Here is a 23,558-nt window from a genome sequence, read left to right as displayed (position 1 = left end):
CCGAAAGTCATGGCCGGCAGGGCTGACCTCCGGCACAGGCGGCGGACGGGTGGCGCCGACCAGCATGGAGAGCATGAGCCAACCCGCCATCGAGGTCGAGAACCTGCACAAACGGTACGGCGACGTCGTCGCCGTCGACGACATCAGCCTGACGGTGGCCCCCGGCGAGGTGCTGGGCGTCCTGGGCGTCAACGGGGCTGGCAAGACCACGATGATCGAGCTGATCGCCGGCCTGCGGGTCCCCGACCGGGGACGCGTCCGGGTGCTCGGCCGGGATCCGCGCCGGGACCGCGCCGCCGTACGCCAACTGCTCGGGGTGCAGTTGCAGCAGGCCGAGCTGCACGCGGCCCTGACCGTCGGTGAGCTGCTCGGCCTCTACCGCAGCTTCTACCCCGATCCGCGCCCCGCCGACGAACTGCTCGACCTGGTCGAGCTGCGGGGGCAGGCCGGGACGCGGTTCGAGAAGCTCTCCGGCGGCCAGCAGCAGCGCCTCTCCATAGCCCTCGCCCTGGTCGGCCGACCGCGGGTGGTGATCCTCGACGAACTCACCACCGGGCTGGATCCCCGTGCCCGCCGGCGCATCTGGGCGGGCGTGGAGGGGCTGCGCGACGAGACCGTGCTGCTGGTCAGCCACGCCATGGACGAGGTCCAACGGCTCTGCGACCGGGTCGTGCTGCTCGACGCCGGCCGGATCGTCGCCCTGGACACCCCGGCCGGGCTGGCCGCCAGGGCCGGCACCGCGAACCTGGAAGAGGCGTTCGTCCGCCTCACCGGCAAGGAACTCGTCACGGAGGAGGACGCATGAACGAGGTGACCGTACGACGACCCGGGGCAGGCTCGTGGCTGACCCTGATCGGGTGCGAGGCGAAGATGGTCGCCCGGGACACGGCCGGGCTGGTCGTACCGATAGGGCTGCCGCTGTTGATCCTGGTCATGAACGCCGCTGCCGCCGGTGACCAGGAGGTTGCCGGCGGGCGCTCGGCGCTGGACCTCTTCGTCCTTCCGCTGGTCTTCACCATCGTCCTCGCCACGATCGGCATCGTGAACATGCCGAGTTTCCTGGCCTACTACCGCCGCAGCGGGGTGCTGCGCCGGCTCGCGGTCACTCCGGCGTCGCCGGCGATGGTGCTCGTCGCCCAACTGGTGGTGAGCCTGGCGCAGGTGCTGGTGGGGATCGGGCTGGCGTACGCCGTCGCCGTCGTCGGCTTCGGCGCACGTCCGCCGGCCCACGTCGGCATGGCGCTCGCCGTGGTCGGGCTCTCGGTGGCCGCCATGTACGGGCTGGGCCTGATCGTCGCCTCGGTGGCGCCCACCCCGAACTCGGCGGTCGCCATCGGCCTGATCGCCTTCTTCGCCCTCGGGGCCGTCGGCGGGTTGTTCGGCGGCACCGCCTCCCTGCCGGAACCGGTGGCCCGGGCAGCCTCGTGGCTGCCGTTCGGCGCCACCGTCGAGGCGCTCTCCAGCGCTTGGGCGGGGACCTCGGTCGACGCATCGAACCTGGCGGGTCTGGCGATCACCGCAGTCGTCGGTGCGACCGTCGCCGCGCTCCTGTTCCGCTGGAACTAGGGCGCGGCGGCGGTGAACGCGGCGGGCGGCCCGGGACCGGCCCGCCGCGCCGGTTCAGAAGGCGTACAGGTCCAGTGCGATCCCGTCCGAGCCTCCGGAGTGGCTCACCGCGACCCAGTCGTCCCCAGCGCCGGCGAGCCAACCGGGGTACCGGCCGAGCTGGCGACCGGTCGACACGTCGTAGACGAGCACGACCGGTCGTTGCTCCACCGCGCCGCTGACCGCCACGAGGCGTCCGGTCACGCTCGACCGCCAGCTCGCCGAGGTGCCGGACAGTCCCGGGTCCGGCGCGCTCCACCGCGTCGCGCCGGTGGCCATGTCGAGCAGGGCCAGCTCGCCCTCGTCGGCGGTGCGCCGCACCAGCACGGACCGGTCGTCCCCGTCGATCGGTACGCCGGGGGCGACACCCTCCCACTGCGCTTTACCGGTCCGCAGGTCGATCATCTGCGGCCGGCCGGCGTCCGTGACCGCGACGAGCCGGGTGCCGGCCCCGATCAGGGTCAGCCCGCTGCGGTCGTGCGCCAGTCGCTTGGCACACTCGCCGTCCTCGCGACGCCCGCTGAAGACCTCGCCGGACCAGCCTCCGGCGCCGGTGGCCGCGTCGACGGTGGCGATGCTGACGGTGCACCGCCGGTCGTCCCGGGGCGGGTCGTGGTCGGTGGTCACCAGCAGGTTGCCGGCCACGAAGCCGTGCCAGGCCCGGCTCGGCAGGCGTCCGGCGCCGGCCTTGCCGGTGGTGGGTGCGACGCTCGTGTAGGTTCGCCCGTTCAGCCGCACCGACACGTACCGCTGGGTGGGCGCGGCGTACGGCGCGCGGACGCCGAGCGCCTCGTCGCTGACCCGGGCGAACCGGTCGGCGGGCAGTTTCCACAGTTGGCGACCGTCGCGGATGTCCCGGGCGATGACGACGCACTTCGCGGACTGTCCGGTGCCGACGCACTCGCGGTCGTACACGACCTGCTGCTGGACGACGACGTCCTGGGTGTCCTCGGTCCGCCAGCGGGTGGCGCCGGTGGCCGCGTCGAGCACCTCCAGCAACCCTCCGTTGCTGGCGCTGAGCACGATCAGGTCGCCGGCGACCGCGTACTGGTAGGCCATCGGGAACGGGCGACGCCAGCGGTCCTGCCCCGTCGCGCGGTCCACCGCCCGCAGTTCCCGCCCGTCCGGCACGACGACGACCTGGCCGAGCTGCGTCAACGGCTGGTCGAGCCGCCTGGCCGTCACCGACCAGGTGGGTTCCGGGCCCTCCCCCTCCGCTCCGGTCCCGCCGCCGCGCAGGCTCTCCTGGGTCACCGCGATCCCCGGCGCCGGCCGCTCGGGCGGCTCCGCCCGTGGCGCGGTGCAGGCGGCGAGCCCGACGAGCACGCTCAGGGCCGCCCCTGCGACGCACGAACGGGGCGGGCGGTGCGACGGTGACAACGGTCTCTCCCTCGATCGGTGGCAGAGCCCACCATAGGATCCGCCCGCACCCCACGACCTGGGGGTGGCAGCGGAGAAGGGCCAGTCCCGGCGGGACTGGCCCTTCTCGACGATCAGCGCGGTGCGGTGGTCAGCTGACCGACTTGTTGTAGCTGTCGATGGCGCCCTGCACGCTCGCCGCGGCGTCCTTCATGGCCTGCTCGGCCGGCTTGCTGCCCACGATGGCCGCCTCCAGGCCGTCCTCGGAGGCCTTGCGGGCCTGCGGCATCACGCCCAGCAGGCAGCCGGCCGACGCGACCGACGGCGGCAGCGCGTGCAGCTGGTCGACGGCGGTGCGGAACTGGGGGAACTTCGCCATCCAGTCCTTGTCGATCTGCTCGTCGAGCGCCTTGGCGTTGATCGGCACGTACCCGGTGCTGGTGTGCCACTTGGCCTGCTCGACCGGGCCGGAGGCGAACTTCACGAACTCCCAGGCGGCCCGCTTCTCCTTGTCGTTGTGGCCGACGCCGTTGATCCACAGCGACGCGCCACCGATGATCGGTCCGCCCGTGGAGGAAGCGCTCACCTTCGGGTACGGGGCGGTGAGCACGGTGAACTTGCCCTTCGCGGCGTCGACGTAGCCGCGCAGCACGCTGGTGGACTCCAGGTGCATGGCGACCGTGCCCGACTTGAAGGCGGCCTGGGCGTCGTCGGTCTTGCGGCCGGTGTTCGTCGCGTAGCCGCCCTTCACCAGGTCCGTCCACCACTGCGCGACGCGCACGGCCGTCTCCTGGTCGAACTGCACCTTCGTGGCCAGGCCGCTGCGCCCGTTGCCCTTGTCGCAGTACTCCTTGCCGTCGGTGGCGAGCAGCTGCTCCACCAGCCAGCCGTAGATGGCGGCGTTGAAGCCGTACTGGACGGTCTTGCCGCTGGCGTCCTTGACCGTGAGCTTCTTCGCCAGCTCGCCGATCTCGTCGAGGTTCTTCGGCGGCTTCGTCGGGTCGAGCTTGGCCCGCTCGAACGCCTCCTTGTTGAGGTACAGCAGGGGCGTCGAGGAGTTGAACGGCATCGACCAGAGCTTGCCGTCGACCGAGTAGTAGCTGGCGATGTTCGGCTCGATGTCGCCGGCGTTGAAGCCGTCCTTCTCGATGAACTTGTGCATCGGCACGACCTGCTTCGAGTCGACCATGAAGCGGCTGCCGATGTCGTAGATCTGCACCAGGGCCGGCGTGCTCTTCTGCTGCACCGACGCCTTGTACTTCGCGATCGTCTCGTCGTAGCTTCCCTGGAAGACCGCCTTGACCTCGACCTTGCCGCCGCTCTGGGCGTTGAAGTCGGCCACGAGCTGGTCGACGGCGGTGGCGTTGGCCCCCTTCATCGCGTGCCAGAACTCGATCGTGGTCTTGTCCGTGGCCTTCTCCAGCACCTCGGCGCCGGGCGCGTCGAGCGCGCCGCTGCCGCCGTCGGTGCCGGACCCAGAGTCGCCGCAGGCCGTGAGCGCGGCGGCGGCCACGACGGCGACGAACGCCGCCGCGGTCCGACGGAGCCGAGGTCTTCTCATTGCTTCTCCTTCTCGATGGTTCAACGCAGCGCCCCGGCGGTCAGCCCGCGGACGATGTAGCGCTGGCCGAAGATCACGACGGCCAGCGTGGGAAGCAGCGACAACGCGACGCCGGCGAGGACGAGGCCCGGCTGCGCCGCCTCGGCGTCGTTGAGCTGGGAGATGCCGATCTGCAGCGTCTGGAACTCGGTGTCGCGGATCAGGATCAGCGGCCAGAAGTACTGGTTCCACGCCGAGAGGAAGACGTAGACCCCGACCGCCGCGATGGAGGGCTTGGACAGCGGCACGATGACCCGCCACAGCAGCCGCCAGTGGCCGCACCCGTCGATCACCGCGGCGTCGCGCAGCTCGGTCGGGAACTGCAGGAACGCCTGCCGCAGCAGGAACGTGCCGAACGCCGAGGCGAGGAAGGGCAGCACCAGGCCGAGGTACGTCAGCCCGCCGCGCGTCAGGCCCCAGTCGGAGATGGCGAGGTAGTTGGGGATGATGATCGCTTCCCACGGCACCATGAGGGTGGCGAGGAAGAGGCTGAACGTCGCCGCCTTCGCCGGCAGGCGGAGGAACGCGAAGGCGTACGCGGCGAAGATGCTGGTGACGACCTGCGCCACGGTGATGATCCCGGCCTGCACGGCGGAGTTCGCGTAGAAGCGGCCGAGCGGCACCGAGCGGAACACGTCGGTGATGTTCTGCCAGTGCAGCGCGCTCGGCACCAGCGCGGGCGGATAGGTCGCCAGGTCGCCGGGGCCCATCACGGCGCCGACGAACCCGTAGTAGACCGGGAACAGCACGGGGATCGCGGCCAGGCCGAGCACGACGTAGACGGCGACCCGGCCGAGGTTGAGCTTTTTCATCGGTAGTGGACCCGCCGTTCGAGGACGCCGAATTGGACGGCCGTGCAGCCGAGCATGATGACCAGCAGCACGACGGCCTGCGCGCTGGCCGCGCCGAAGTCGGAGGAGCCGAAGGCGAACGCCTTCTCGTAGATCGAGTAGACCAGCGTCGTGGTGGCCTGGTCCGGCCCGCCCTTGGTCAGGATGTGGATCTGCCCGAAGCTCTGCAGGGCGTGGATCGTGGACACCACGACGAGGAAGAACAGCTGCGGGGAGAGCAGCGGCACGGTGATCCGCGTCGCCAGCCGCCACCCGGTCGCGCCGTCCAGCCGCGCCGCCTCGACCACCTCCGGCGAGATCGCCGAGACCCCGGCGGAGAGCACGAGGATGTTGTAGCCGAAGTTCATCCACACCGTCGCGGCACAGACGGCGGGCAACGCGATCGACGGGTCGGTGAGCCAGTTGACCCGGTCGAAGCCGAGAGAGCCGAGCAGGCCGTTCGCCACCCCGATCGCCGGGTTGTAGATGACGGCGAAGATGACCGACGCGGTCGCCACCGAGAACGCGAACGGCAGGGCGAACGCGGTGCGCAGCGCCCGTACGCCGCGGATGCGTGCCTCCAGCAGCAGCACCACGAAGAGCGCGCCCAGCACGGCCGGCACCACCGAGAAGAGCGTGAACAGCGCCGTCGTGGCCAGCACCTTGCCGAACTCCCCGGACAGCATGTCCCGGTAGTGCGCCGCGCCGACGTACTCCGACGCGGCGCCGAAGATGTCGTTGCCGTGCACCGACAGGTAGAGGGTCCGCCCGAGCGGCCAGAACACGAACAGTGCGAAGACCCCCACCGAGGGCAGCAGCATCAGCCACGCGAGACCGGACTCGCTGAAGCGTGCGCGCCGCACCTGTCGGGCGGTGGAGGGCGTGGATTCTGAGGTCAGGGAGCGGTCGCCCGGTGGCGCGCCGACAGTGGCAGGGGGAGGCACCGCAGCACCCTACCAACGACATTGAGGGATAGACATCATTCGGGCGTGATGTGCCGTCAGCGCGGGGGCAGGAGCCCGCGAATATCTCGGCTCTTGACGCAAACGGGCAGCCCGGGCGTGGTCGAGCCCCTACGGTCGGTTGTCGACACCGCGTCCCGACACCACCGGCCCGAGGAGCCAGACCATGCAGACGATCGTGGCCGGTGGCCCGCAACGGTGCAGTGCCCGCTGCCGACGAAACGAGTCGCGGGCGGTCCGGTGCGCGGTGCGAGCATGCTCGAATGAGTTCGACAACCTGGGACACCTTCGCGCCACGCCTTGACCCACGTGGTCCCAGTACCCTGAATCGATGGTTGCTTCGCCGCCTGGCTCGCGTCCCGAACCCTTTGCGGGGCTGGACCTGGTCGACTGGGCGGCGTTCCGACCGCGCAATCCCAGAGACGCCGAACGCGACGCGTGTGAGATCCCAGACCTGATCCGCGGCTTGGCAGCGGCGGACGGCCAGACGACGCGCGAGTGGGGCGAGGCGCTGAAGGAGGCCCTGGTCCACGGCCACTCCGGCCTGTACTTCCGCACCGCCGAGCCGACTGCTCCGTTCCTGATCGAACTATGCCGCAGTGAACGGCCCGAGGTGGCCGCCGAGTCGCTCCGCCTCCTGCTGAGCTGTGTCGGCGACGATGGCCCATTCGATCCCGTGCCCCTGCGCCCTGATGACACACACCTGTCCGAGTTCGTCACCCGAACCCGGGCCATCATCCACAGCGGTCGGGCGGCCTACCACCCCTGGCTGCATTCATCACATCTCGGAGCCAGGATCGGTGCGTTGGAACTCCTGGGCGTCCTCGAACCCAGGTCACCGCAGTTCCAGCGAGAGCTCGCGCGGTTGGCAGCATCCGACGGGAACCTCCGGATTCAGCAGGCGATCCGGGAGATCCAGGCCGACCTCTAACTAGATCGTCTTGCCTGGCTCCTCGGCACCGCCTCGGACACAGAGCCTCGGCTGCTAGCGTTCGGTGCCGTGTGGACCGAGGAGATCGTGGCCGGGCGTCCGGCCTGGCGGCACACCGCGTCGGGCGTGGTGTTCCGTGAGGTGCCCGGCGGCACGTTCCGCATGGGTCTGTCCGACGCGGAACTGGAGGCTGTACGTGCCATCGAGCGCGACGGAGGAGTCGAGGACACGCTCGAGCCCTTCTTCGCCGCCGCCAAGGACGCCCAGCCCGTGCGTGAGGTGCGGGTCGAACCGTTCCTGATCGCCCGGCACCCGCTGACGGTCGCGCAGGTCCGGCACTGGCTGCCCGACTACGAGGACGACTACGCCGACGAGGACACCACGACGGCCCGGCTCGAGGACGACCTGGACGACCTGCTCGACGCCCTGCCGTTCCGGCTGCCCAGCGAGGCCGAGTGGGAGTACGCGGCCCGCGCCGGCACCACCACGCTGACGTTCCGCGGCGACGACAAGCCCGACGAGGACCAGATCCTCGACGACTTCAGCGACGAGGAGCGCACGGCCGGCGGGGAGAACGCCTTCGGTCTGGCGGCGATGGGCTCGGCTGGCGAGATCTGCGCCGACGTGTGGATCCCCGGCTTCGTGGACGCGCCGGCGGATGCCCGGCCACGCACCGGCGACGGGCCCCGCGTCGTACGCGGCGGCGCCGCCGACCTCCACCCGTGGCAGGGCTGCGACGAGTGGCTACTGCTGCTCTCTGCCACCCGGTACGAGCACTCCCAGTTCACCGCGGTCCGCCCGGCCGCACCGCTGCCGTCCCGGTAGGCCGCGTCCTGGCTGGCCGACGGATTCGCGAAGAAGCCCACAGCCGTACGCCCGTCGACCGTGGGCCGCGACGGCACCATCCTCGTCGTCCGCGCCGCCGAACGGCGGCGCTGAGCACGCCGCCGGCAACACCCCGAGATGTACGCGGAGCCCGCGCACGCAGCCAGCCGTCACTCCTCGGCGTCGGACGATTCCTCGTCGGGCGGCAGCACCGACACATCCGGGCGCAGCGGGGCGGGCGTGGGCAGGGCACCGAGGCCGACACGTTCCAACTCCTTGTGCAGGCTGCCGCGCAGTTCCTTCACCACGTCCTCCCGGGCCTGCCGATAGGCCAGCTGCGCAGCTGCACGCGCCGCGTGACCTGCATGCCGGTAGCCACCCCACCACTCCAACCGCCGATAGGTCCCGTTCTCATTCCTGATACGTACGACCCAGAAGGTCGAGCCGTGCTTGCGCACCGTCCAGTAGCTGCCGTCGGCGGTGTAGCTCCCGTATGCCATGCCCCCAACCTATCGATCGTCCACACTTCAGGCCTCAGCCGTCTGTCTACAGTGGATTGCTCGCTACGCTGACCAGGATTGCAATTCAGCCAATTCCCGAAAGGAAAGCAAGGCGGCGGTCACCGAAAGGGGCACGGCCGGATCCGCCATGAGTCGGAAGATGCCCCGCCATTGCAGGACCGTCGAGCACCACGGCAGATGCCGCAGCAGGACAACCTCAGCGGAACACCACGCAGCGCCACCGATTGGTAGCGTGACGGCGACACCGACCGGTCGGCGTCGATGCCCTGGGGAGGGTCAGGCATGTGGGCGGACGAAGCCGCGCTGGACGCGGCAACGCGCCGGCTCGACGACTGGGAAGCGTCCATCGCGGACCGGGCGGCCCGGGCCAAGGAGCTGGCTTCGCGGGTGCAGGCGATGAGGGGCACGGCGACCAGCCCCGATCGGACGACCGAGGTCACCGTCGACTCGTCGGGCCTGCTGGTCGACCTGCGGCTGGACGAACGCACCCGACAGCACTCCGCGGCGCACACCGCCCGGCAGATCCTCGCAACCACCCGAGCCGCTCACGCCGACCTCCTGAGCAGGATCACCGAGGCGACCACGGGCGTCCTCGGTGCCGAGGATTCGACAGCGGTGGCGCTTGTCGAGTCGTACCGCCGCCGGCTGGCTCCCGACCGGGACACACCGGATGCCCGGCGCTGACGGCATCCAGGTCGACCCTGACGACCTGACCCGCCACGCCGCACGCCTCGACCGCCGCGCCGACAGTCTCGACACCGCCCGCCAGGCCGGCCAGCACGTCCGGTTGGGAGCCGAGGCGTACGGGCGACTCTGCGCGATCATGCCGGCGCTGCTCGACGGCCTCCAGCAGACCCTGGTCCAGGGCATCGGCACCGCGGCCGGCTCGGTACGCGACACGGCCGACAGGCTGCGGACCGGCGCCGACCGCTACCGTGCCGCCGACGCTCGGGCCGAGCGGTCGCTACAGCGGACACGGCACAAGGAGTGACCACCAACCCGCTCGTCGCCACGGCCGCCGACACCCCACCCAGCGCCTGGGCCGGCATCTGGATCTGCGAGGACATCGAGCTCATCGCCCAGGGCGTCCGCAACGGCAGCTGGATCGACGGCACCCTCGGCGTCGTCAGCGCCGGACTGGACGCCCTCGCCTTCGTCTCCGACCCGGTCGGCGCGCTGCTCCAGTACGGCATCGCCTGGCTGATCGAGCACGTCAAGCCGCTCAGCGAGGCGCTGGACTGGCTCGCGGGCGACCCGGCGCAGATCACCGCCCACGCCCAGACCTGGCGCAACGTCGCCGCGTCGCTGCGCAGGGAAGCCGCCGACCTGGGCGCCGCCGTCCGCACCGACGTCGCAAGCTGGGGTGGCGGCGCCGGTCCCGCCTACCGGGCTTGGGCCGCCGAGCAGCAGCAGGCCATCGGCGGGCTGGCCCAGGGCGCCGACACCCTCGCCGCCATCACCGAGGGCGCGGCCGGCCTGGTCGCCGCCGTCCGGCTGCTGGTCCGCGACGCCATCGCCACCTGCGTCTCCCGGCTCATCGTGTACGCCGGCGAACTGGTCGTCACCGGCGGGCTCGCCGCGCCGCTGGTGGTGGAGCAGGTGACGACGCTGGTGGCGTCGTGGGCGGCGCGGATCGCGCGGCTGCTGCGAGGGCTGCTGGCAAGCCTGCGGCGGCTGATGCCGGAGATCCGGCGGCTCGGTGACCTGATCGAGAAGCTGAAGCAGGCGCTGGGGCGGCTTGCCAGCAGCCGACCAGGCAGATCCGGGGACGACACCTCGACTCCCGGGACGCCTCATGAGCCCCCCGCTCGACACGCCAGCGAGGAAGAACGCGTCCATGCGCTCGGCATGGACCCGGCGACCGGGAAGTTCAGGCCAGGCGAGGCCGAAACCGCGGTACGGCTGGAACAACTCCTCGGCGTTCAACTCAGTCGCGCCCCTGCGGATTCCTCGGCCGACTGGGTCGACGACGCGGGGCGAACATATGATGCCGTCGGTAACTTCCCCGGCCAGTTCTTCGACCGGCAGTGGCCGCAGCTTCAATATCAAATCGAACGACACCTGGACAAGGCTGACCTCGTGCCCGTTGACGTCTCGAAGTTCTCGGTCGAGCAGACAGCTAAGATCGAGCAGTTCATAGCGGACCGTGATCTCGGTCCACGGGTATTCATCGTGGGGAACTGATGGCCGGCCTGATCGTGCTGAAGCCCGGGGTCGACTGGACCGCCACCGGTGGTCTCTTCGACTGGACTCTGGAGTTCTTGGTCGAACGGCTCACCGACCGGGAAGCTGCCGACCACCTACAAGAAATCATCGACAACAACCTCGGGTCTCTCTGGATCGACCAGTTACCCAGAGAGGCTCAGCACGAGATCGTCCGCCACTGGCGAAGCGGGCTCATCAAGGCCGGCGAGCAGCAACTTCCGGAGACGGACCACAAGGCCTCGGTCATCCGACACCTCCAAGAGCTCGTGGACGCGACCTACTCCGCTGGCTATCCCGAGTAGCGAACCTGCTCGACTTAAAATCACCCGGCGTTGGGTCGAATGCTCACCGGGGCAGGCGGCGGGAGCAGGCACCGTCGTGGTCGGCACGGAGCAGGCAGCGCCGGCCGCCGGGCATGCGTAGGTCACAGAAGACCCGGTGGCGTACGTGCTGGTTGTCCTCTTCCGAAACGGTGATCTCCCCCGGGTCGGCCTGCGGCAGCACCAGCAGCCAACGGCTGATCACCCGAGCCAGCCGTTGCGCGGCCGGCAGGTCGGCGGCGGCGACGGGCAGGTGAATGACGTACCGCTGGGTCATGCCTCGTGTCCCCGGTCGGTGCGGGCGCGGGCCTGCTCGGACTGCCAGCGGCGCAGCGCGTCCTTGATGACGGCGGTCTCCCGGCGGCTGGCGGCCAGGGCGGCGTAGACGTTGGCCATGTCGCCAGCGACGCGGTCGAGGAAGTCGTAGACGTCGGCCGGTTCCAGGCCGCGGCGTCCGAGGCCGACCGGCTTGAAGCGGCGCTCGCGCACCTGCCACGGCAGCAAACTGGTGTACGCCGAGGAGCGGTAGGTCGCTCCCGGTCGCTGGTTGCGGACGCTCATCTGCTGCCTGCCTCTCCCTCGTGGACTGGAAGGGGTGGCCCGTCCGTCCTCCCCGCACGCACGGGCCACCCCGCCCTGCCGCCGCAGCTTCGATCAGCGGTACGACACCAGGGCCTGTGGTCATCCTGTGACGGTGCGCAGCAGCGAAGCAACGTTCCACACCAGGATTCTTCCCAGAAGTGTTGACTTTCTTTGCTGTCACCGATAGCTGTTACATGGCAAGGTGACGCAGCGTTGCGCGAAGGAATCAGGGAGTGTCCGGGTGACCGAGGATGTCGGATCGACCGTGCCGCGCCGGCAACTCGGCCGGCTGCTACGCCAGTACCGCACCGAGGCGGGCGTGACCCTCGACGCCGCCGCCGAGGCCCTCGAATACAGCCGGCAGAAGATCTGGCGGATCGAATGCGGCATGGGCCCGGTCCGGGTGCTCGACGTCAAGGCGATGTGCGAGCTGTACGGGGTGTCCGCCGAGATGACCGAGGCGATGCGCGGGCTCGCCACCGAGACGAAGTCCAAGGGCTGGTGGCATGCGTACGGGGACGCGGTCCCAAGCTGGTTCGAGCTGTACGTCGGCCTGGAATCCGCCGCCGCGCGGCTCCGGGGATATGACGAGTCACTGATTCCCGGCATTCTGCAGACCAGGGACTATGCCCAGGCGCTCTTCCGTCTTGGGCGAATCCTCAGCGACGAAGAACGCGAGCGGGCTGTCGAAGTACGGTTACAACGGCAGGCGCTTCTCACTCGACGGCTTCCTGCAGCTCCCCGGCTTGAGTCGGTGCTTTCGGAGCCAGTGCTCCGGCGCACCGTCGGCGGGTCGGCTGTCATGACCGCTCAACTCGACCACCTGCTCAGACTCTCCGAACTGCCGAACGTGTCCGTGCGGGTACTGCCGCTGGCGGCGGGCCCACAGCCCGGGGCGGTCGCTGGCACTTTTATGATCCTCGACTTCCCGCCCGCCAAAGGCGGTCGTGCGGCACCGGAACCCTCCGTCGTCTACAGCGAATCGTTGACCGGAGCGCTGTACCTCGACAAGCCCGACGAGCTTTCGGCGTACGAGCGTGTATGGAGAGGGCTGGATGCGCTCGCTCTCGGCGAGACAGACTCAATGGACATGATCAAAACAATCATCGGGGAGATGCGGCATGACTGACCTGACCGGCGCCGTCTGGCACAAGAGCACCCGAAGCGGAGACAACGGCGGCGCCTGCGTCGAGGTGGCGACCAACCTCCGCCACCTCGTCGCCGTGCGCGACTCCAAGGACGAGCGCGGTGCTGTCCTGACGTTCGCACCGGCCGCCTGGGCGAGGTTCGTGACGGTGACGCGCATCGGCTTCGACAAGGAGCAACGAGACTGATCTGACGGAGGGCAACGCCTCCTCACTTTGGCGGCAGCCCGATGCATTCGTCGCGGCGGCCTTCCCCGATCAGAGGGTCGCTACCTCTATTCGGTAGCCGCCCGCCCACCCTGATCGGTCGCCAGTGGGCCAGTCAGCCACTTTGGACCCACGGCGTTGTCGTCGACCCGACAGTGATCGAATTCGTCACGGCTACCTCAGTACCGTTCACAGGACTCGCGCGGTGGGTGCCGCGCGGACTACCTGTGGGGACAGAAGCATGACCGATCCTGGCCACCCGAGCCAGAACCAGCCGTATGCAGGCCAGCCCGACAACGGGCCCCCGCCCTACGGCCCGCCGCCGACTGCGGCGTATCCGGCCGCGCCGGCTCGACGGAAGCGGCCGTCCTGGCTGATTCCCACGCTCATCGGCCTCGGCGCCATGGTTGCGCTGTGCTGCGGCGTCGGCATGGTCGGAGCGATCCTCGGCGACTCCGAGCCGGCAAGCGTGTCGTCGAGCGCGGAGCCGACCGCCGCAGCGGCTGACGCCTCCCCGGCCAAGTCGGCGCCCGCACCGTCGGCCGCCGCGACCCCGCCGGCCGCGGCTCCGGCGAAGCCGAGCCCGGCGAAGCAGACCGGCCCGAAGGTGTACCGCGTTGGTGACAAGGTTCGCGGCGGCGACTTCGAGTTCACCGTCAACAGCGTCAAGTGCGGCATCTCGCAGGTGGGCGACTCCTTCCTCAACCGTAAGGCCCAGGGCACGTACTGTCGCGTGAGCATTTCCGTCAAGAACGTCACCAAGTCGGCTCACCTCTTCCACGCCGACGGCACGGTGACCGTTCAAGATGCCGCTGGCCGCGAGTACGACGCCGACGGCGCAGCCGGGATGTACGGCAACGACGATGCCCGCGGTTTTCTCGACGAGATCAACCCTGGCAATTCCGTACGCGCCAACGTCTTCTTCGACGTGCCCAAGGGCACGAAGTTGAAGACCATCACCTTCGATGCGGGACTCTTCACACTCGCCGAGGACGCGGTAGTCAGCCTGTGACAGATCGGTCAGGTCCCGTGGTTTACGGACCTGACCGTTCTGCGTTCGTCGTCGCCGCCGACCTGATCGACTTTCCCATGGGCTGCCCGGCGCCACGACGCATGACGAGTCACGCCTGGCATGGAAGGATCACGCGAATGGATCTCCTGACGGCACGCTTACGCGCGTTCGCGGACGAGCGCGATTGGCAACAGTTCCACACGCCCAAGAACCTGGCCATGGCGCTTGCCGGCGAGGTGGGTGAACTGCTCGCCGAGTTCCAGTGGCTGACGCCCGAGCAGGCCGCTGAGGTCATGTCCGAACCGGAGGCCGGTGCCCGGGTCAAGGCCGAGATCGGCGACGTCATGGTCTATCTGACACGACTGGCCGACGTGCTCGATATCGACCTCGTCGAAGCTGCCATGACCAAGCTCGACGAGGTGGCTGTCCGCTATCCGGTGGAGCGGGCGAAGGGCTCGGTCGCGAAGCCTCAGTCCTGATTGTGGCGATGAGTTGATCTCTTCGCTACAGTCCCCTCATACAGGCGCGTAACGACGGGCTTCCGGCTGTGGCCAGACACGCCCCCCATGCGCACGATCATTTCGTGCTGCCCGGGGGCAAGTGTTGTCAGCGTTCCGTACCTCCGCCGATGGTCTGCTCCGACTGGCCACCAACGGCACTTTGGCCGACCGGATCGCCGAGAGCCTCCGTCACCACGTGAGCCCGAGTGAACGGCGCTCCTGGTCGCGCAGCCTCCTGGTGCTCGGTCAGGATCTCGCCGACGCGGGGTTGGGGCAGGTCGAGGTCCTGGTCGAGTACCAGCTTCCGCTGACGAGCAAGCGTGTGGACGTCGTACTCGCCGGCGTCGATCCGGGGACCGCCGAGGACTCCTACGTGGTGGTGGAGCTGAAGCAGTGGTCCCAGGCCGAGTCCTACGAGGGCTCGGACCGACTCGTCCTGGTCGAGCACGCCCGAGGCCCGCGCCTACACCCGGGCGTGCAGGTCGGCGACTACTGCGAGTACCTCACGGACTTTCTCGGTGTCCTCGCCGACCGGCGCAATCCTGTGCGGGGTGCCGCGTACCTGCACAACGCCGTCGACCGCGACGTCAACGATCTGTTCGCGCGCCGTCCCACAGAGCAGAGCCGGATCTTCACCAAACAACGTCGCGGCCAGTTCCTCGACTACCTCCGCATGCACCTCGCACCCGCTCCGGGCGCGGCCGCAGCGGACCGTTTCCTCACCAGCTCCGTCCGACCCAGCAGGCACCTTCTGTCGTACGCGGCCCAGGAGCTGAAGGAACGGTCGCACTTCACGTTGTTGGACCGCCAGCGCTTGGCGTACGAGTTGGTCCTGCACGCGGTGGAGCGGGCCCGGTCGGCGGAGCGCAAGTCGGTCGTGGTCGTCGCCGGGGGGCCGGGCAGCGGCAAGAGCGTGATCGCCCTGTCGGTGCTCGGCGAACTGGCCCGACAGAACCGATCAGTCATGCACGCCACCGGCTCACGGTCGTTCACCCAGACGCTGCGCCGGTACGCCGGCAAGGGATCAACCCGAATCAAGAATCTGTTCGCCTACTTCAACAGCTTCATGACAGCGGAACGCAATGGGTTCGACGTGCTGATCTGCGACGAGGCGCACCGGATCCGGGAGACGTCGGTCAACAGGTTCACGCCCAAGGCAAAGCGCGACAAGGCCCGTCCGCAGGTCGACGAACTGATCGCCGCCGCACGGGTGCCGGTGTTCCTGCTCGATGAGCACCAGGTCGTGAAGCCAGGAGAACTCGGCAGCGTCGACGTCATCTCCCGATATGCCGAGCAACTTGGCTTGGAGGTCGAGGTGGTCTCGCTTCACGACCAGTTCCGCTGCGGCGGCAGCGAGGCGTACGAGAAGTGGGTGCTTGACCTCCTGGGCCTCGAGGGTGGCGAGCCGACGGTCTGGACCGGCGACGGCCGCTTCGACCTTCGGCTCGCTGACTCGCCGGAGGAGTTGGAGGCGTTCCTCGCCGGGAAACAGGCCGCCGGGGAAACGGCACGAATGTCGGCGGGATACTGCTGGCCGTGGAGCGATCCGCGACCGGATGACACCCTCGTTCCTGATGTGCAGGTGGGCAGTTGGGCCCGGCCGTGGAACGTCAAGAGCGACCGCAGCGTCGGCGAGGCGCCGGGCAGCGCGTTCTGGGCCACCGACCCCCATGGATTCGGCCAGGTGGGCTGCGTCTACACCGCCCAGGGCTTCGAGTACGAGTGGTCGGGCGTCATCATCGGCCCGGATTTGGTCGCCCGCGACGGAAAGTTGGTCACCCGACGTTCCGAGTCGAAGGACCCGGCGTTCCGCAGCCGCAAGACGCTCAGTGATGTCGAGGCGGACCGGCTGATCCGCAACACCTACAAGGTGCTGATGACCCGGGGCATGCGTGGCACGCTGCTCTATTCGACCGACCCGGAGACGCGGGAGTGGCTGACTTCGTTGGTCCGCGTGAAACGGGGTTTGGAGACGGTCTACGAAGCCACGTCGTCCGCCGGAGGCTTCGGATCGCACTGAAGCGCTGCTCGCGACGGTCGCACGTGAGGCCCCTTGTCCACCCTCCGTCAGGGCAGTACGGCCACGGCCTGAATCTCGATGAGCAGGTGCGGGTGGGGTAGCTGGTGGACGGCGACGGTGGTGCGGGTGGGGCCGGTGGCGTCGAAGTACTCGGCCCAGACCTGGTTGTAGCCGCCGAAGTCGTTCATGTTGACGAGGTAGGTGGTGACCTGCACGAGGTCGCTCAGGTCGGCGCCGACCGTCTTAAGCAGGTCGGCGATGTTGTCGATGACGGCGCGGGTCTGCGCGCGGATGTCCAGGTTGGTGGTGCCCAGCTCGTCGACCTGCACGCCGGCGAAGGTGTTGTCGGGGCGGCGGCTGGAGGTGCCGGAGACGAAGACGAACCCGCCGGCGACCTTGACGTGCGGGAACGCGCCTCGGGGTACGGCCTTGCCGGCCACGACGTGCGCCTGTGCGCCCGTGCCGTGACCTGCTGCCGTGTCCTGGTTCGTGGTCGTGTCCTGGTTCGTGGTCATGCTGCTGCTCTCAGGGAGGTGGTGCCGAGGTGTTCGACGACGGCGCGGACGTGGGCGCCGGGTTTCAGGGGGACGGCGGCGGTGGCGGCGCCGGCGAGGAACACCCAGCCCTCGCGCAGCCGTACGCCGTGGCGTCCGGCGAGGCGGATGCCTTCGTCGAGGGCGCGGCGGGGGTCGCCGAGGATCGCGGCAGTCGAGCCGACCTGCGCGACGCGTCCGTCGATCTCCAGCAGCACCCCGAGGTTGTCCAGGCCGTCCGGCACCGGGGACCAGGCGCCGATGGTGAAGGCGGCGGCGGAGGTGTTGTCGGCGATCACGTCCGGCAGGGAGAACGTGAAGTTGGCGTACCGCGAGTCGATGACCTCGATGGCGGGGGCGACCGCGCGTACGGCGTCGGTGAAGTCCCCGACGCACTCGCCGGGTTCGGGGAGACGGTCGAGCAGGAACGCCACTTCGGGTTCGACGCGGGGGTGGATGAACTTGGTGGGGTCGAGGGTGCCGCCGTCGGGGATGCGCATGGTGTCGGTGAGGCGGCCCCAGATGACCTCGTCCACGCCGACCTGCGCCATCTTCGCCTTGCTGGTCAGGCCCATCTTCAACCCGACCAGGCGCTCACCCCGGTCGAGGCGACGCTGGATCAACGCCGTCTGCACCCCGTACGCGGCGTCCACGTCCAAGCCCGTCTCCGCAGCCAGTTGCGCGATGGCGGTGGCGGTGTCGGCCGCCTCGCCGAGGCGCTCGGCGATACCCGCGGTGTCCGGCCCGATCATGGCGTCTCCCTCGTTCGCGACTGCGCGGCTCGCACGCCCGGCTCAATCCTCGCGCTCACTGTGCCGCACCCGTCTGCGCGCGACCGTCGGCCAGATCCAGTGCCACGTCCACGATCATGTCTTCCTGCCCGCCGACCATGCGGCGGCGGCCCAACTCGACCAGGATCGAGCGCACGTCCACCCCGTACTTGTCCGACGCCCGCTCCGCGTGCCGCAGGAAACTCGAATACACCCCGGCGTAGCCGAGGGAGAGGGTTTCGCGGTCGACCTGCACGGGCCGGTCCTGCAACGGGCGCACGATGTCGTCGGCGGCGTCCATCAGGGCGAACACGTCACAGCCGTGCTCCCACCCGTGCAACTCGGCGACGGCCACGAACACCTCCAACGGCGCGTTGCCCGCTCCGGCGCCCTGCCCGGCCAGCGACGCGTCGACGCGGACCGTGCGACCCGACGGCGAACCGAGCGGCCCGTCCCCGAGGATGCGGCCGTGCTCGACCGCGACGACGCTGTTGGCGACGCCGAGGGACAGGTTGTGGTGGGCGTGGATACCGATCTGCGTATCCGGTGCCAACACCTGCCGATACGCGTCCACCCGCTCGGCGACGTCGGACATGAGGAGTCGGCCGCCGGAGTCGGTGACGTAGACGCAGTGCGCCCCGTACGACTCCATCAACTTCGCCTGCCCGGCCAGACCGGCCGGGTCGTTCATGTGCGACATCATCAGGAACCCGGACACGTCCATGCCGTTCTCCCGCGCCCACGCGATGTGCTGCGCCGAAATGTCCGCCTCCGTGCAGTGCGTGGCGATGCGGACACTGGTCACCCCGAGCGCCTTCGCCGCCTTCAGATCCGCGATCGTGCCGATCCCCGGCAGCAGCAACGTCGTCAGCTTCGCGTTCGTCATCACCTCGGCCGCCGCCGAAATCCAGTCGGCGTCACTGGCCGCACCATGGCCATAGTTGACACTCGACCCGGCCAACCCGTCACCGTGAGCGACCTCGATCGCCGCCACCCCGGCAGCGTCCAACGCCGCCGCGATGGTGCGGACCTGCTCGACCGTGTAGCGGTGGGCCACGGCGTGCATGCCGTCGCGCAACGTCACGTCCTGGATGTACAGATCAGTCACCGGGTCACCTCCACGACGTTCCGACCCACGCCATCGCCACCAGCGCCGTCATGGTCCGCGCTGTCGCCATCAGCGCCGTCGCGGCCCGCGCTGTCATGGCCGGTCGCTGCCGATCGCAGCCCGACCAGCCGCTCCGCCGTACGCAGCGCCGCCGACGTCATGATGTCCAGATTCCCCGCGTACGCCGGCAGATAATGCCCCGCGCCGGAAACCTCCAAAAACACCGACACCTGCAACCCGCGCAGACGCCGACCCAACGACGGCACATAGGTGTCGACCCGGTCGAACTGCACGTCCTGCTTCAACCGATACCCCGGCACGTACTCCTGCACCGCCGCCACCATCCGCCCCACCGACCCGGCGATCGCCGCACGGTCGGCGTCGGCGTCCTCGCACAGGCAGTACACCGTGTCACGCATCAACAACGGCGGATCAGCCGGATTCAACACGATGATCGCCTTACCACGACCAGCACCACCGACCACCTCGATCGCCCGCGCCGTCGTCTCCGTGAACTCGTCGATGTTCGCCCGCGTCCCCGGCCCCGCCGACCTCGACGCGATCGACGCCACGATCTCCCCGTACACCACCGGCGTCACCCGACCCACCGCCGCGACAATCGGCACCGTCGCCTGCCCACCACACGTCACCATGTTCACGTTGCGCTCACCCAGGTGCTCGTCCAGATTCACCGGCGGCACCACATACGGACCCACCGCCGCCGGCGTCAGATCCACCACCAGCCGACCATGCGCCGCCAACACCGCGTCGTTGTAACGGTGCGCACCCGCCGACGTGGCATCGAACACCAACTCCACATCCGCGAACTCCGACATCGCCACCAAGCCGTCGACACCCTCAGCGGTCGTCGCCACACCCAACCTGCGCGCCCGCGCCAGACCATCGGAATCGGGGTCGATGCCCACCATCGCCACCATCCGCAACGACTCCGACAACCGCAACACCTTGATCATCAGATCGGTGCCGATGTTGCCCGACCCGATCACCGCCACACCAACGCTCACGATGTCTCCCCCTCACCGAAGTCCGCGACGGTCGCCAGCCCATTCCACGCACGCACCACCGCGAAGACCGCCATAGCGCTCACGACGCCTCCCCCGAGAAACAGGTACGCACCGAACCCAGGCCGGAGATGCGCGCCTCGTACGCCGAGCCGGGCGTCACCGGCACCATCGGACCAAGCGCCCCGGACAGCACCACGTCGCCCGCACGCAACGGGTCACCCGAGCGCGCCATCGTCTGCGCCAACCACTGCACCGCGTGCAACGGATTACCCAGACACGCCGCCCCCGCCCCCACCGACACCGGCTCACCGGCCTGCTCAAGCACCATCCCGCACAACCGCAGGTCCACGTCGGTGAGCCGGCGCGGCGTCGTGCCCAGCACGAACAGGCCGCTGGAGGCGTTGTCCGCCACCGTGTCCACGATCGAGATGTCCCACCCCGCCACCCGCGAATCCACGATCTCAATCGCCGGCAACACGTGATCCACCGCCCGGATCACGTCCGCGCCGGTGATCCGCTCGTCCGGCAGATCCGCGCCCAACACGAACGCGACCTCCGCCTCGACCCGGGGCTGGAGCAGCCGGCCCATCGGCACCTCAGCCCCGTCGGGCACCGCCATGTCGTCGGTCAGCACCCCGAAGTCCGGCTGGAAGACACCGAAGCTCTCCTGCACCGCCCGCGACGTCAGCCCGATCTTCGCGCCCACCCGCCGCTGGCCGCGCTGCAACCACTGCCGCACCTGAAGCTGCTGCACCAGGTACGCCGACGTGACGTCCCCCTCAGGCAGCAGCCGCCCGCGCACCGGCGGACACGGCTTGCCGTTCTCCCGCGCGTCGACCAGTTCCCGGGCCGCCGCCTCGTAATCAACGCTCATGTCAGCTCCCCACTCCACTCGGAGCCGCTACCGACAGCCGCGGGTCGACCGGAAGCCGGACGGACACCCCGCGACACTGATGCCGGCGTCCAACCCCGTACCGGCCCGGTGCGCCCGACCCACGATGTGCTCGCCACGTCCACCGCACCCGCGACGCCGATGCGAACACCGCCGCTCATGTCAGGTCCACGCAGACGTTGGTCAACTCGGAATAGAAATCAAGGGAGTGCACGCCGCCCTCGCGCCCGATCCCGGACGCCTTCACCCCACCGAACGGCGTCCGCAGATCCCGCAGGAACCACGTGTTCACCCACACGATCCCCGCGTCCAACCGCATACCGGCCCGGTGCGCCCGACCCACATCGCGGGTCCACACCGCCGCCGCCAACCCGTACTCCGTGCCGTTCGCCAACGCGAACGCCTCATCCTCGTCATCGAACGGGGCGACATGCACCACCGGCCCGAAGATCTCCTCGGTGTTGGTCCGCGCATCCGCACCCAACCCCGTCAACACCGTCGGCTGCACATACGCACCACCATCACGCGCGTCACCGAAGGCCGGCACGCCGCCCCCGGTCAGCACCTGCGCACCCTCACCACGAGCCAGGTCGTAATAGCCCAGCACCTTCTCCCGATGCTGACGCGAGATCAACGGCATGTTCACCGTCGCCTCGTCCGCCGGCCACCCGAACGACAGCTCACCAGCGCGCTGCGCGAGCCGGGCCGTGAACTCCTCGAACACCGGCCGCTGCACATAGATCCGCTCGGTACACAGACACACCTGACCGCCATTGGTGAAACTGGACCGCACCGACCCCGCCACCGCCGCATCAAGATCCGCGTCCGCGAACACCAACCCCGCGTTCTTGCCACCCAACTCGAACGACACGGCCTTCACGCCATCGGAGGCGGCCCGCATGATCGCCCCGCCGGTGGACGACTCACCCGTGAACGTGATCGCGTCCACCCCAGGATGGCGGGTCAAGAACTCACCCGCCGAATCCGGACCGAACCCGTGCACCAGGTTGAACACACCCTCCGGCACCCCGGCGGCGGCCATCACCTCCGCCAACAACGTCGCCGACGCCGGCGTCTCCTCGCTCGGCTTCACGATCACCGCATTACCGCACGCAAGGGCCGGAGCGACCTTCCACGTGAGCAGCAACAGCGGCAGGTTCCACGGCACGATCACCGCCACCACACCCACCGGCTTACGCACCGCATAATTCAACGCCCGCCCACCCGACGGCGTCACCGTCGTGAACGACTCCGTCGGCGCCGTCGCCACGATCTCCGCGAAGGCGCGGAAGTTCGCCGCGCCGCGCGGGATGTCCAACGTCCGCGCCTGCGAGATCGACTTGCCGGTGTCGGCCACCTCAGCGGTCACCAGATCGTCGAAACGCCGCTCAAGCTCGACGGCGACCCGACGCAACACCTCCGCGCGCTCGCGCTCCCCCATCCGACCCCACGGCCCCCGCAACGCCCCCCGCGCCGCCGCCACCGCATCGTCCACACACGCCCGGTCCGCCTCGACCACCTCGAAGACCGGCTCACCCGTCACCGGGCTGCGCTTGACGAACCGCCGCCCGCCCTCGACGAACTCACCGCCCACGAAGTTGCGCAGGGTCGGCGGGTCGGCGCCCGGGTGGCCGTCGCGCAGACTCACCGGCCAGGATGACTCGGCCATCGTCAGGTGTCCCTTCCGGTTCAGGTGCTGGGTTCGGTCCGCTCGCTGCCGAGGTCGGCGACGAGCGCGACCACGGCGGCGTCCACGGTGGGTTGGCCGGTCACGGCCGCCGCGGCCTCGTCGGTGACGACCAGGACGGTGGTGCCGACGCCGACGTTCAGGGGGTCGACGGCGACGAGGTCGGGCCCGTCGCCGTGCGGGCGGACCAGGACGAGCCGCCTGCCCTGCAACGCCGGCAGGATGCGGTCGGCCCACACCTTGCCGACGACGTCACCGAGCACCATCGGTTTCTCCCCGTAGGCCGGCGATGACCTCGCGGATGCGGGCCGGTTCGGGCGCGTCCAGCAGGGCCGCCGTGGTCGGGTGGGGCTTCGGGTAGACCTGGGAGCTGCGCAGCTCGCCGTGGGCGCGGATGGCGGCCTCGCCGGCGGAGACTGCCTGGCGTACGGCGGCGAGGGTGCCCCGGACGGCGACCGCGAGGTAGCCGCTGGTGACCCGTTCCACGGCCACGCACCGGACGTCGGCGGTCTTGATCATGGCTTCGATTCCCGCCGAGAGCGCCACCAGGCCGCGTGTCTCGACGATTCCGATCGCGATGTCGGAGGACATGGCTGATTCTCCTTACCCGGTTGTCAGTTGCCGACGAGGTCAGGCTCGACGGCCAACGCGCTCACCGCGTCGCAGGGGCTGGCGAAGACGATCGAGCGCACCGAGCGGCTGCGCGCCCGGGCGGTCTCCTCGCCGATGTCCACCGCCTCCTCGACGGTGGCGAGGTCGCCGCGCACGGCGACCGCGACGATGCCGCCGCCGAGGCGTACGACCTTCGTCACCTCGACCTCGGTGGCCTTCACCATCGCGTCGACGGCGTCGAAGATGGGGGTGAAACCCTCGGCTTCGACGAAGCCCACGGCCACGTTTCGCATGTCTGCTCCTTGCT

28 protein-coding genes and 1 pseudogene are annotated in these 23,558 nt (G+C 69.5%); 13 read left to right on the top strand and 16 right to left on the bottom strand.

The genetic code is table 11. From position 1 onward, the window contains the following. The first annotated feature begins 73 nt into the window (after positions 1-73). Both OG989_RS21670 and OG989_RS21665 read left to right on the top strand, forming a co-directional pair. Positions 74-805 carry an ABC transporter ATP-binding protein gene (locus tag OG989_RS21670; protein WP_327028242.1) on the top strand — a complete coding sequence of 244 codons (732 nt, stop codon included), beginning with the start codon at positions 74-76 and terminating at the stop codon, positions 803-805. Continuing rightward, positions 802-1,566 carry an ABC transporter permease gene (locus OG989_RS21665; RefSeq protein ID WP_327028241.1) on the top strand — a complete coding sequence of 255 codons (765 nt, stop codon included), beginning with the start codon at positions 802-804 and terminating at the stop codon, positions 1,564-1,566. The genes OG989_RS21670 and OG989_RS21665 overlap by 4 nt, the downstream gene beginning before the upstream one ends. Positions 1,567-1,620: 54 nt before the next feature. Here OG989_RS21665 and OG989_RS21660 read toward each other — a convergent pair whose 3' ends face one another. From OG989_RS21660 to OG989_RS21645, 4 genes are all read right to left on the bottom strand, one after another. Continuing rightward, positions 1,621-2,985, bottom strand: coding sequence for an outer membrane protein assembly factor BamB family protein (locus OG989_RS21660; protein WP_327028240.1), 1,365 nt, complete (start codon positions 2,983-2,985; stop codon positions 1,621-1,623). A gap of 130 nt (positions 2,986-3,115) precedes the next feature. Next, entirely contained in the window at positions 3,116-4,525 is a 1,410-nt protein-coding gene (locus OG989_RS21655; protein WP_327028239.1) for an ABC transporter substrate-binding protein, read from the bottom strand. A gap of 20 nt (positions 4,526-4,545) precedes the next feature. Further along, entirely contained in the window at positions 4,546-5,376 is an 831-nt protein-coding gene (locus OG989_RS21650; protein WP_151454906.1) for a carbohydrate ABC transporter permease, read from the bottom strand. After that, positions 5,373-6,257: a carbohydrate ABC transporter permease gene (locus OG989_RS21645; protein WP_225852222.1), complete on the bottom strand. Its 885-nt coding sequence runs from the start codon at positions 6,255-6,257 to the stop codon at positions 5,373-5,375. Before OG989_RS21645 ends, OG989_RS21650 begins: the two co-directional genes overlap by 4 nt. A 430-nt stretch (positions 6,258-6,687) precedes the next feature. On the opposite strand from OG989_RS21645, the gene OG989_RS21640 reads away from it, so the two are divergent. Further along, positions 6,688-7,287 (top strand): hypothetical protein, encoded by a 600-nt coding sequence (locus tag OG989_RS21640; RefSeq protein ID WP_327028238.1) that lies wholly within the window; start codon positions 6,688-6,690, stop codon positions 7,285-7,287. A 69-nt stretch (positions 7,288-7,356) separates the two neighbouring features. Continuing rightward, a complete protein-coding gene (locus OG989_RS21635) occupies positions 7,357-8,112 on the top strand; it encodes a formylglycine-generating enzyme family protein (RefSeq protein WP_327028237.1) in 756 nt (251 codons plus the stop codon). A 170-nt stretch (positions 8,113-8,282) separates the two neighbouring features. Here the strand turns inward: OG989_RS21635 and OG989_RS21630 are convergent, their stop codons facing one another. After that, a complete protein-coding gene (locus OG989_RS21630) occupies positions 8,283-8,612 on the bottom strand; it encodes a hypothetical protein (RefSeq protein ID WP_327028236.1) in 330 nt (109 codons plus the stop codon). 303 nt (positions 8,613-8,915) lie between these two features. Here OG989_RS21630 and OG989_RS21625 point away from each other — a divergent pair, with 303 nt between their 5' ends. From OG989_RS21625 to OG989_RS21610, 4 genes are read left to right on the top strand one after another with little or no spacing between them, the layout of a single operon-like run. Further along, a complete protein-coding gene (locus tag OG989_RS21625; RefSeq protein ID WP_327028235.1) occupies positions 8,916-9,317 on the top strand; it encodes a YbaB/EbfC family DNA-binding protein in 402 nt (133 codons plus the stop codon). After that, complete coding sequence (locus tag OG989_RS21620) at positions 9,304-9,624, top strand: type VII secretion target (RefSeq protein WP_327028234.1); 321 nt, start codon at positions 9,304-9,306, stop codon at positions 9,622-9,624. The genes OG989_RS21625 and OG989_RS21620 overlap by 14 nt, the downstream gene beginning before the upstream one ends. Beyond that, a complete protein-coding gene (locus OG989_RS21615) occupies positions 9,621-10,817 on the top strand; it encodes a WXG100-like domain-containing protein (protein ID WP_327028233.1) in 1,197 nt (398 codons plus the stop codon). Before OG989_RS21620 ends, OG989_RS21615 begins: the two co-directional genes overlap by 4 nt. After that, positions 10,817-11,140: a hypothetical protein gene (locus tag OG989_RS21610; RefSeq protein WP_151454901.1), complete on the top strand. Its 324-nt coding sequence runs from the start codon at positions 10,817-10,819 to the stop codon at positions 11,138-11,140. Before OG989_RS21615 ends, OG989_RS21610 begins: the two co-directional genes overlap by 1 nt. A 43-nt stretch (positions 11,141-11,183) precedes the next feature. Here OG989_RS21610 and OG989_RS21605 read toward each other — a convergent pair whose 3' ends face one another. Further along, positions 11,184-11,435 carry a hypothetical protein gene (locus OG989_RS21605; RefSeq protein WP_327028232.1) on the bottom strand — a complete coding sequence of 84 codons (252 nt, stop codon included), beginning with the start codon at positions 11,433-11,435 and terminating at the stop codon, positions 11,184-11,186. Next, complete coding sequence (locus OG989_RS21600; RefSeq protein ID WP_327028231.1) at positions 11,432-11,719, bottom strand: DivIVA domain-containing protein; 288 nt, start codon at positions 11,717-11,719, stop codon at positions 11,432-11,434. Before OG989_RS21600 ends, OG989_RS21605 begins: the two co-directional genes overlap by 4 nt. Before the next feature lie 262 nt (positions 11,720-11,981). Between OG989_RS21600 and OG989_RS21595 the strand changes: the two genes are divergently transcribed. From OG989_RS21595 to OG989_RS21575, 5 genes are all read left to right on the top strand, one after another. Further along, positions 11,982-12,869 carry a helix-turn-helix domain-containing protein gene (locus tag OG989_RS21595; protein WP_151456626.1) on the top strand — a complete coding sequence of 296 codons (888 nt, stop codon included), beginning with the start codon at positions 11,982-11,984 and terminating at the stop codon, positions 12,867-12,869. Further along, the gene (locus OG989_RS21590) at positions 12,862-13,074 is read left to right on the top strand and encodes a DUF397 domain-containing protein (RefSeq protein WP_151456627.1); all 213 of its coding nucleotides are present in this window, start codon (positions 12,862-12,864) and stop codon (positions 13,072-13,074) included. The genes OG989_RS21595 and OG989_RS21590 overlap by 8 nt, the downstream gene beginning before the upstream one ends. Before the next feature lie 259 nt (positions 13,075-13,333). Next, the gene (locus tag OG989_RS21585; RefSeq protein ID WP_327028230.1) at positions 13,334-14,104 is read left to right on the top strand and encodes a DUF4352 domain-containing protein; all 771 of its coding nucleotides are present in this window, start codon (positions 13,334-13,336) and stop codon (positions 14,102-14,104) included. A 137-nt stretch (positions 14,105-14,241) separates the two neighbouring features. Beyond that, entirely contained in the window at positions 14,242-14,583 is a 342-nt protein-coding gene (locus OG989_RS21580; RefSeq protein WP_151456629.1) for a nucleotide pyrophosphohydrolase, read from the top strand. Between the two features lie 394 nt (positions 14,584-14,977). Then, entirely contained in the window at positions 14,978-16,624 is a 1,647-nt protein-coding gene (locus OG989_RS21575; RefSeq protein WP_225852415.1) for a DUF2075 domain-containing protein, read from the top strand. 47 nt (positions 16,625-16,671) lie between these two features. On the opposite strand, the gene OG989_RS21570 is transcribed toward OG989_RS21575, so the two are convergent. From OG989_RS21570 to OG989_RS21530, 9 genes and pseudogenes are all read right to left on the bottom strand, one after another. Further along, positions 16,672-17,139: a RidA family protein gene (locus OG989_RS21570; protein WP_327028229.1), complete on the bottom strand. Its 468-nt coding sequence runs from the start codon at positions 17,137-17,139 to the stop codon at positions 16,672-16,674. Then, on the bottom strand, positions 17,136-17,909 hold the full coding sequence (locus OG989_RS21565; RefSeq protein ID WP_327028228.1) for a 2-keto-4-pentenoate hydratase: 774 nt from the start codon (positions 17,907-17,909) through the stop codon (positions 17,136-17,138). Before OG989_RS21565 ends, OG989_RS21570 begins: the two co-directional genes overlap by 4 nt. A 55-nt stretch (positions 17,910-17,964) precedes the next feature. Continuing rightward, entirely contained in the window at positions 17,965-19,035 is a 1,071-nt protein-coding gene (dmpG, locus tag OG989_RS21560; RefSeq protein WP_151456632.1) for a 4-hydroxy-2-oxovalerate aldolase, read from the bottom strand. Positions 19,036-19,145: 110 nt separating this feature from the next. Continuing rightward, positions 19,146-20,060, bottom strand: a pseudogene (locus OG989_RS21555) (acetaldehyde dehydrogenase (acetylating)); the annotation flags it as partial. A 79-nt stretch (positions 20,061-20,139) separates the two neighbouring features. Further along, the gene (locus tag OG989_RS21550; RefSeq protein ID WP_327028227.1) at positions 20,140-20,934 is read right to left on the bottom strand and encodes a 2-keto-4-pentenoate hydratase; all 795 of its coding nucleotides are present in this window, start codon (positions 20,932-20,934) and stop codon (positions 20,140-20,142) included. Positions 20,935-21,109: 175 nt separating this feature from the next. Then, complete coding sequence (locus OG989_RS21545; protein ID WP_327028226.1) at positions 21,110-22,621, bottom strand: 2-hydroxymuconic semialdehyde dehydrogenase; 1,512 nt, start codon at positions 22,619-22,621, stop codon at positions 21,110-21,112. Between the two features lie 20 nt (positions 22,622-22,641). Next, positions 22,642-22,905: a EutN/CcmL family microcompartment protein gene (locus OG989_RS21540; RefSeq protein WP_151454616.1), complete on the bottom strand. Its 264-nt coding sequence runs from the start codon at positions 22,903-22,905 to the stop codon at positions 22,642-22,644. Next, a complete protein-coding gene (locus tag OG989_RS21535; RefSeq protein ID WP_089000517.1) occupies positions 22,892-23,230 on the bottom strand; it encodes a BMC domain-containing protein in 339 nt (112 codons plus the stop codon). Before OG989_RS21535 ends, OG989_RS21540 begins: the two co-directional genes overlap by 14 nt. Before the next feature lie 23 nt (positions 23,231-23,253). Next, a complete protein-coding gene (locus OG989_RS21530) occupies positions 23,254-23,544 on the bottom strand; it encodes a BMC domain-containing protein (protein ID WP_151454615.1) in 291 nt (96 codons plus the stop codon). Positions 23,545-23,558: the final 14 nt, after the last annotated feature.

It is taken from the genome of Micromonospora sp. NBC_01740, assembly GCF_035920365.1.
Classification (GTDB): Bacteria; Actinomycetota; Actinomycetes; order Mycobacteriales; family Micromonosporaceae; genus Micromonospora; species Micromonospora reichwaldensis.
Note: the sequence above shows the minus strand (reverse complement) of the source record. Positions and strands in the feature narration are given on the sequence as shown.

Excerpts from the sequence above, each read along its gene's own strand:
- OG989_RS21670 (WP_327028242.1), top strand. The coding sequence starts at position 74 with ATGAGCCAACCCGCCATCGAGGTCGAGAACCTGCACAAACGGTACGGC.
- OG989_RS21665 (WP_327028241.1), top strand. The coding sequence starts at position 802 with ATGAACGAGGTGACCGTACGACGACCCGGGGCAGGCTCGTGGCTGACC.
- OG989_RS21655 (WP_327028239.1), bottom strand. The coding sequence starts at position 4,525 with ATGAGAAGACCTCGGCTCCGTCGGACCGCGGCGGCGTTCGTCGCCGTC.
- OG989_RS21650 (WP_151454906.1), bottom strand. The coding sequence starts at position 5,376 with ATGAAAAAGCTCAACCTCGGCCGGGTCGCCGTCTACGTCGTGCTCGGC.
- OG989_RS21640 (WP_327028238.1), top strand. The coding sequence starts at position 6,688 with ATGGTTGCTTCGCCGCCTGGCTCGCGTCCCGAACCCTTTGCGGGGCTG.
- OG989_RS21630 (WP_327028236.1), bottom strand. The coding sequence starts at position 8,612 with ATGGCATACGGGAGCTACACCGCCGACGGCAGCTACTGGACGGTGCGC.
- OG989_RS21625 (WP_327028235.1), top strand. The coding sequence starts at position 8,916 with ATGTGGGCGGACGAAGCCGCGCTGGACGCGGCAACGCGCCGGCTCGAC.
- OG989_RS21620 (WP_327028234.1), top strand. The coding sequence starts at position 9,304 with ATGCCCGGCGCTGACGGCATCCAGGTCGACCCTGACGACCTGACCCGC.
- OG989_RS21610 (WP_151454901.1), top strand. The coding sequence starts at position 10,817 with ATGGCCGGCCTGATCGTGCTGAAGCCCGGGGTCGACTGGACCGCCACC.
- OG989_RS21605 (WP_327028232.1), bottom strand. The coding sequence starts at position 11,435 with ATGACCCAGCGGTACGTCATTCACCTGCCCGTCGCCGCCGCCGACCTG.
- OG989_RS21600 (WP_327028231.1), bottom strand. The coding sequence starts at position 11,719 with ATGAGCGTCCGCAACCAGCGACCGGGAGCGACCTACCGCTCCTCGGCG.
- OG989_RS21590 (WP_151456627.1), top strand. The coding sequence starts at position 12,862 with ATGACTGACCTGACCGGCGCCGTCTGGCACAAGAGCACCCGAAGCGGA.
- OG989_RS21585 (WP_327028230.1), top strand. The coding sequence starts at position 13,334 with ATGACCGATCCTGGCCACCCGAGCCAGAACCAGCCGTATGCAGGCCAG.
- OG989_RS21580 (WP_151456629.1), top strand. The coding sequence starts at position 14,242 with ATGGATCTCCTGACGGCACGCTTACGCGCGTTCGCGGACGAGCGCGAT.
- OG989_RS21570 (WP_327028229.1), bottom strand. The coding sequence starts at position 17,139 with ATGACCACGAACCAGGACACGACCACGAACCAGGACACGGCAGCAGGT.
- OG989_RS21565 (WP_327028228.1), bottom strand. The coding sequence starts at position 17,909 with ATGATCGGGCCGGACACCGCGGGTATCGCCGAGCGCCTCGGCGAGGCG.
- OG989_RS21550 (WP_327028227.1), bottom strand. The coding sequence starts at position 20,934 with ATGAGCGTTGATTACGAGGCGGCGGCCCGGGAACTGGTCGACGCGCGG.
- OG989_RS21545 (WP_327028226.1), bottom strand. The coding sequence starts at position 22,621 with ATGGCCGAGTCATCCTGGCCGGTGAGTCTGCGCGACGGCCACCCGGGC.
- OG989_RS21540 (WP_151454616.1), bottom strand. The coding sequence starts at position 22,905 with ATGGTGCTCGGTGACGTCGTCGGCAAGGTGTGGGCCGACCGCATCCTG.
- OG989_RS21535 (WP_089000517.1), bottom strand. The coding sequence starts at position 23,230 with ATGTCCTCCGACATCGCGATCGGAATCGTCGAGACACGCGGCCTGGTG.
- OG989_RS21530 (WP_151454615.1), bottom strand. The coding sequence starts at position 23,544 with ATGCGAAACGTGGCCGTGGGCTTCGTCGAAGCCGAGGGTTTCACCCCC.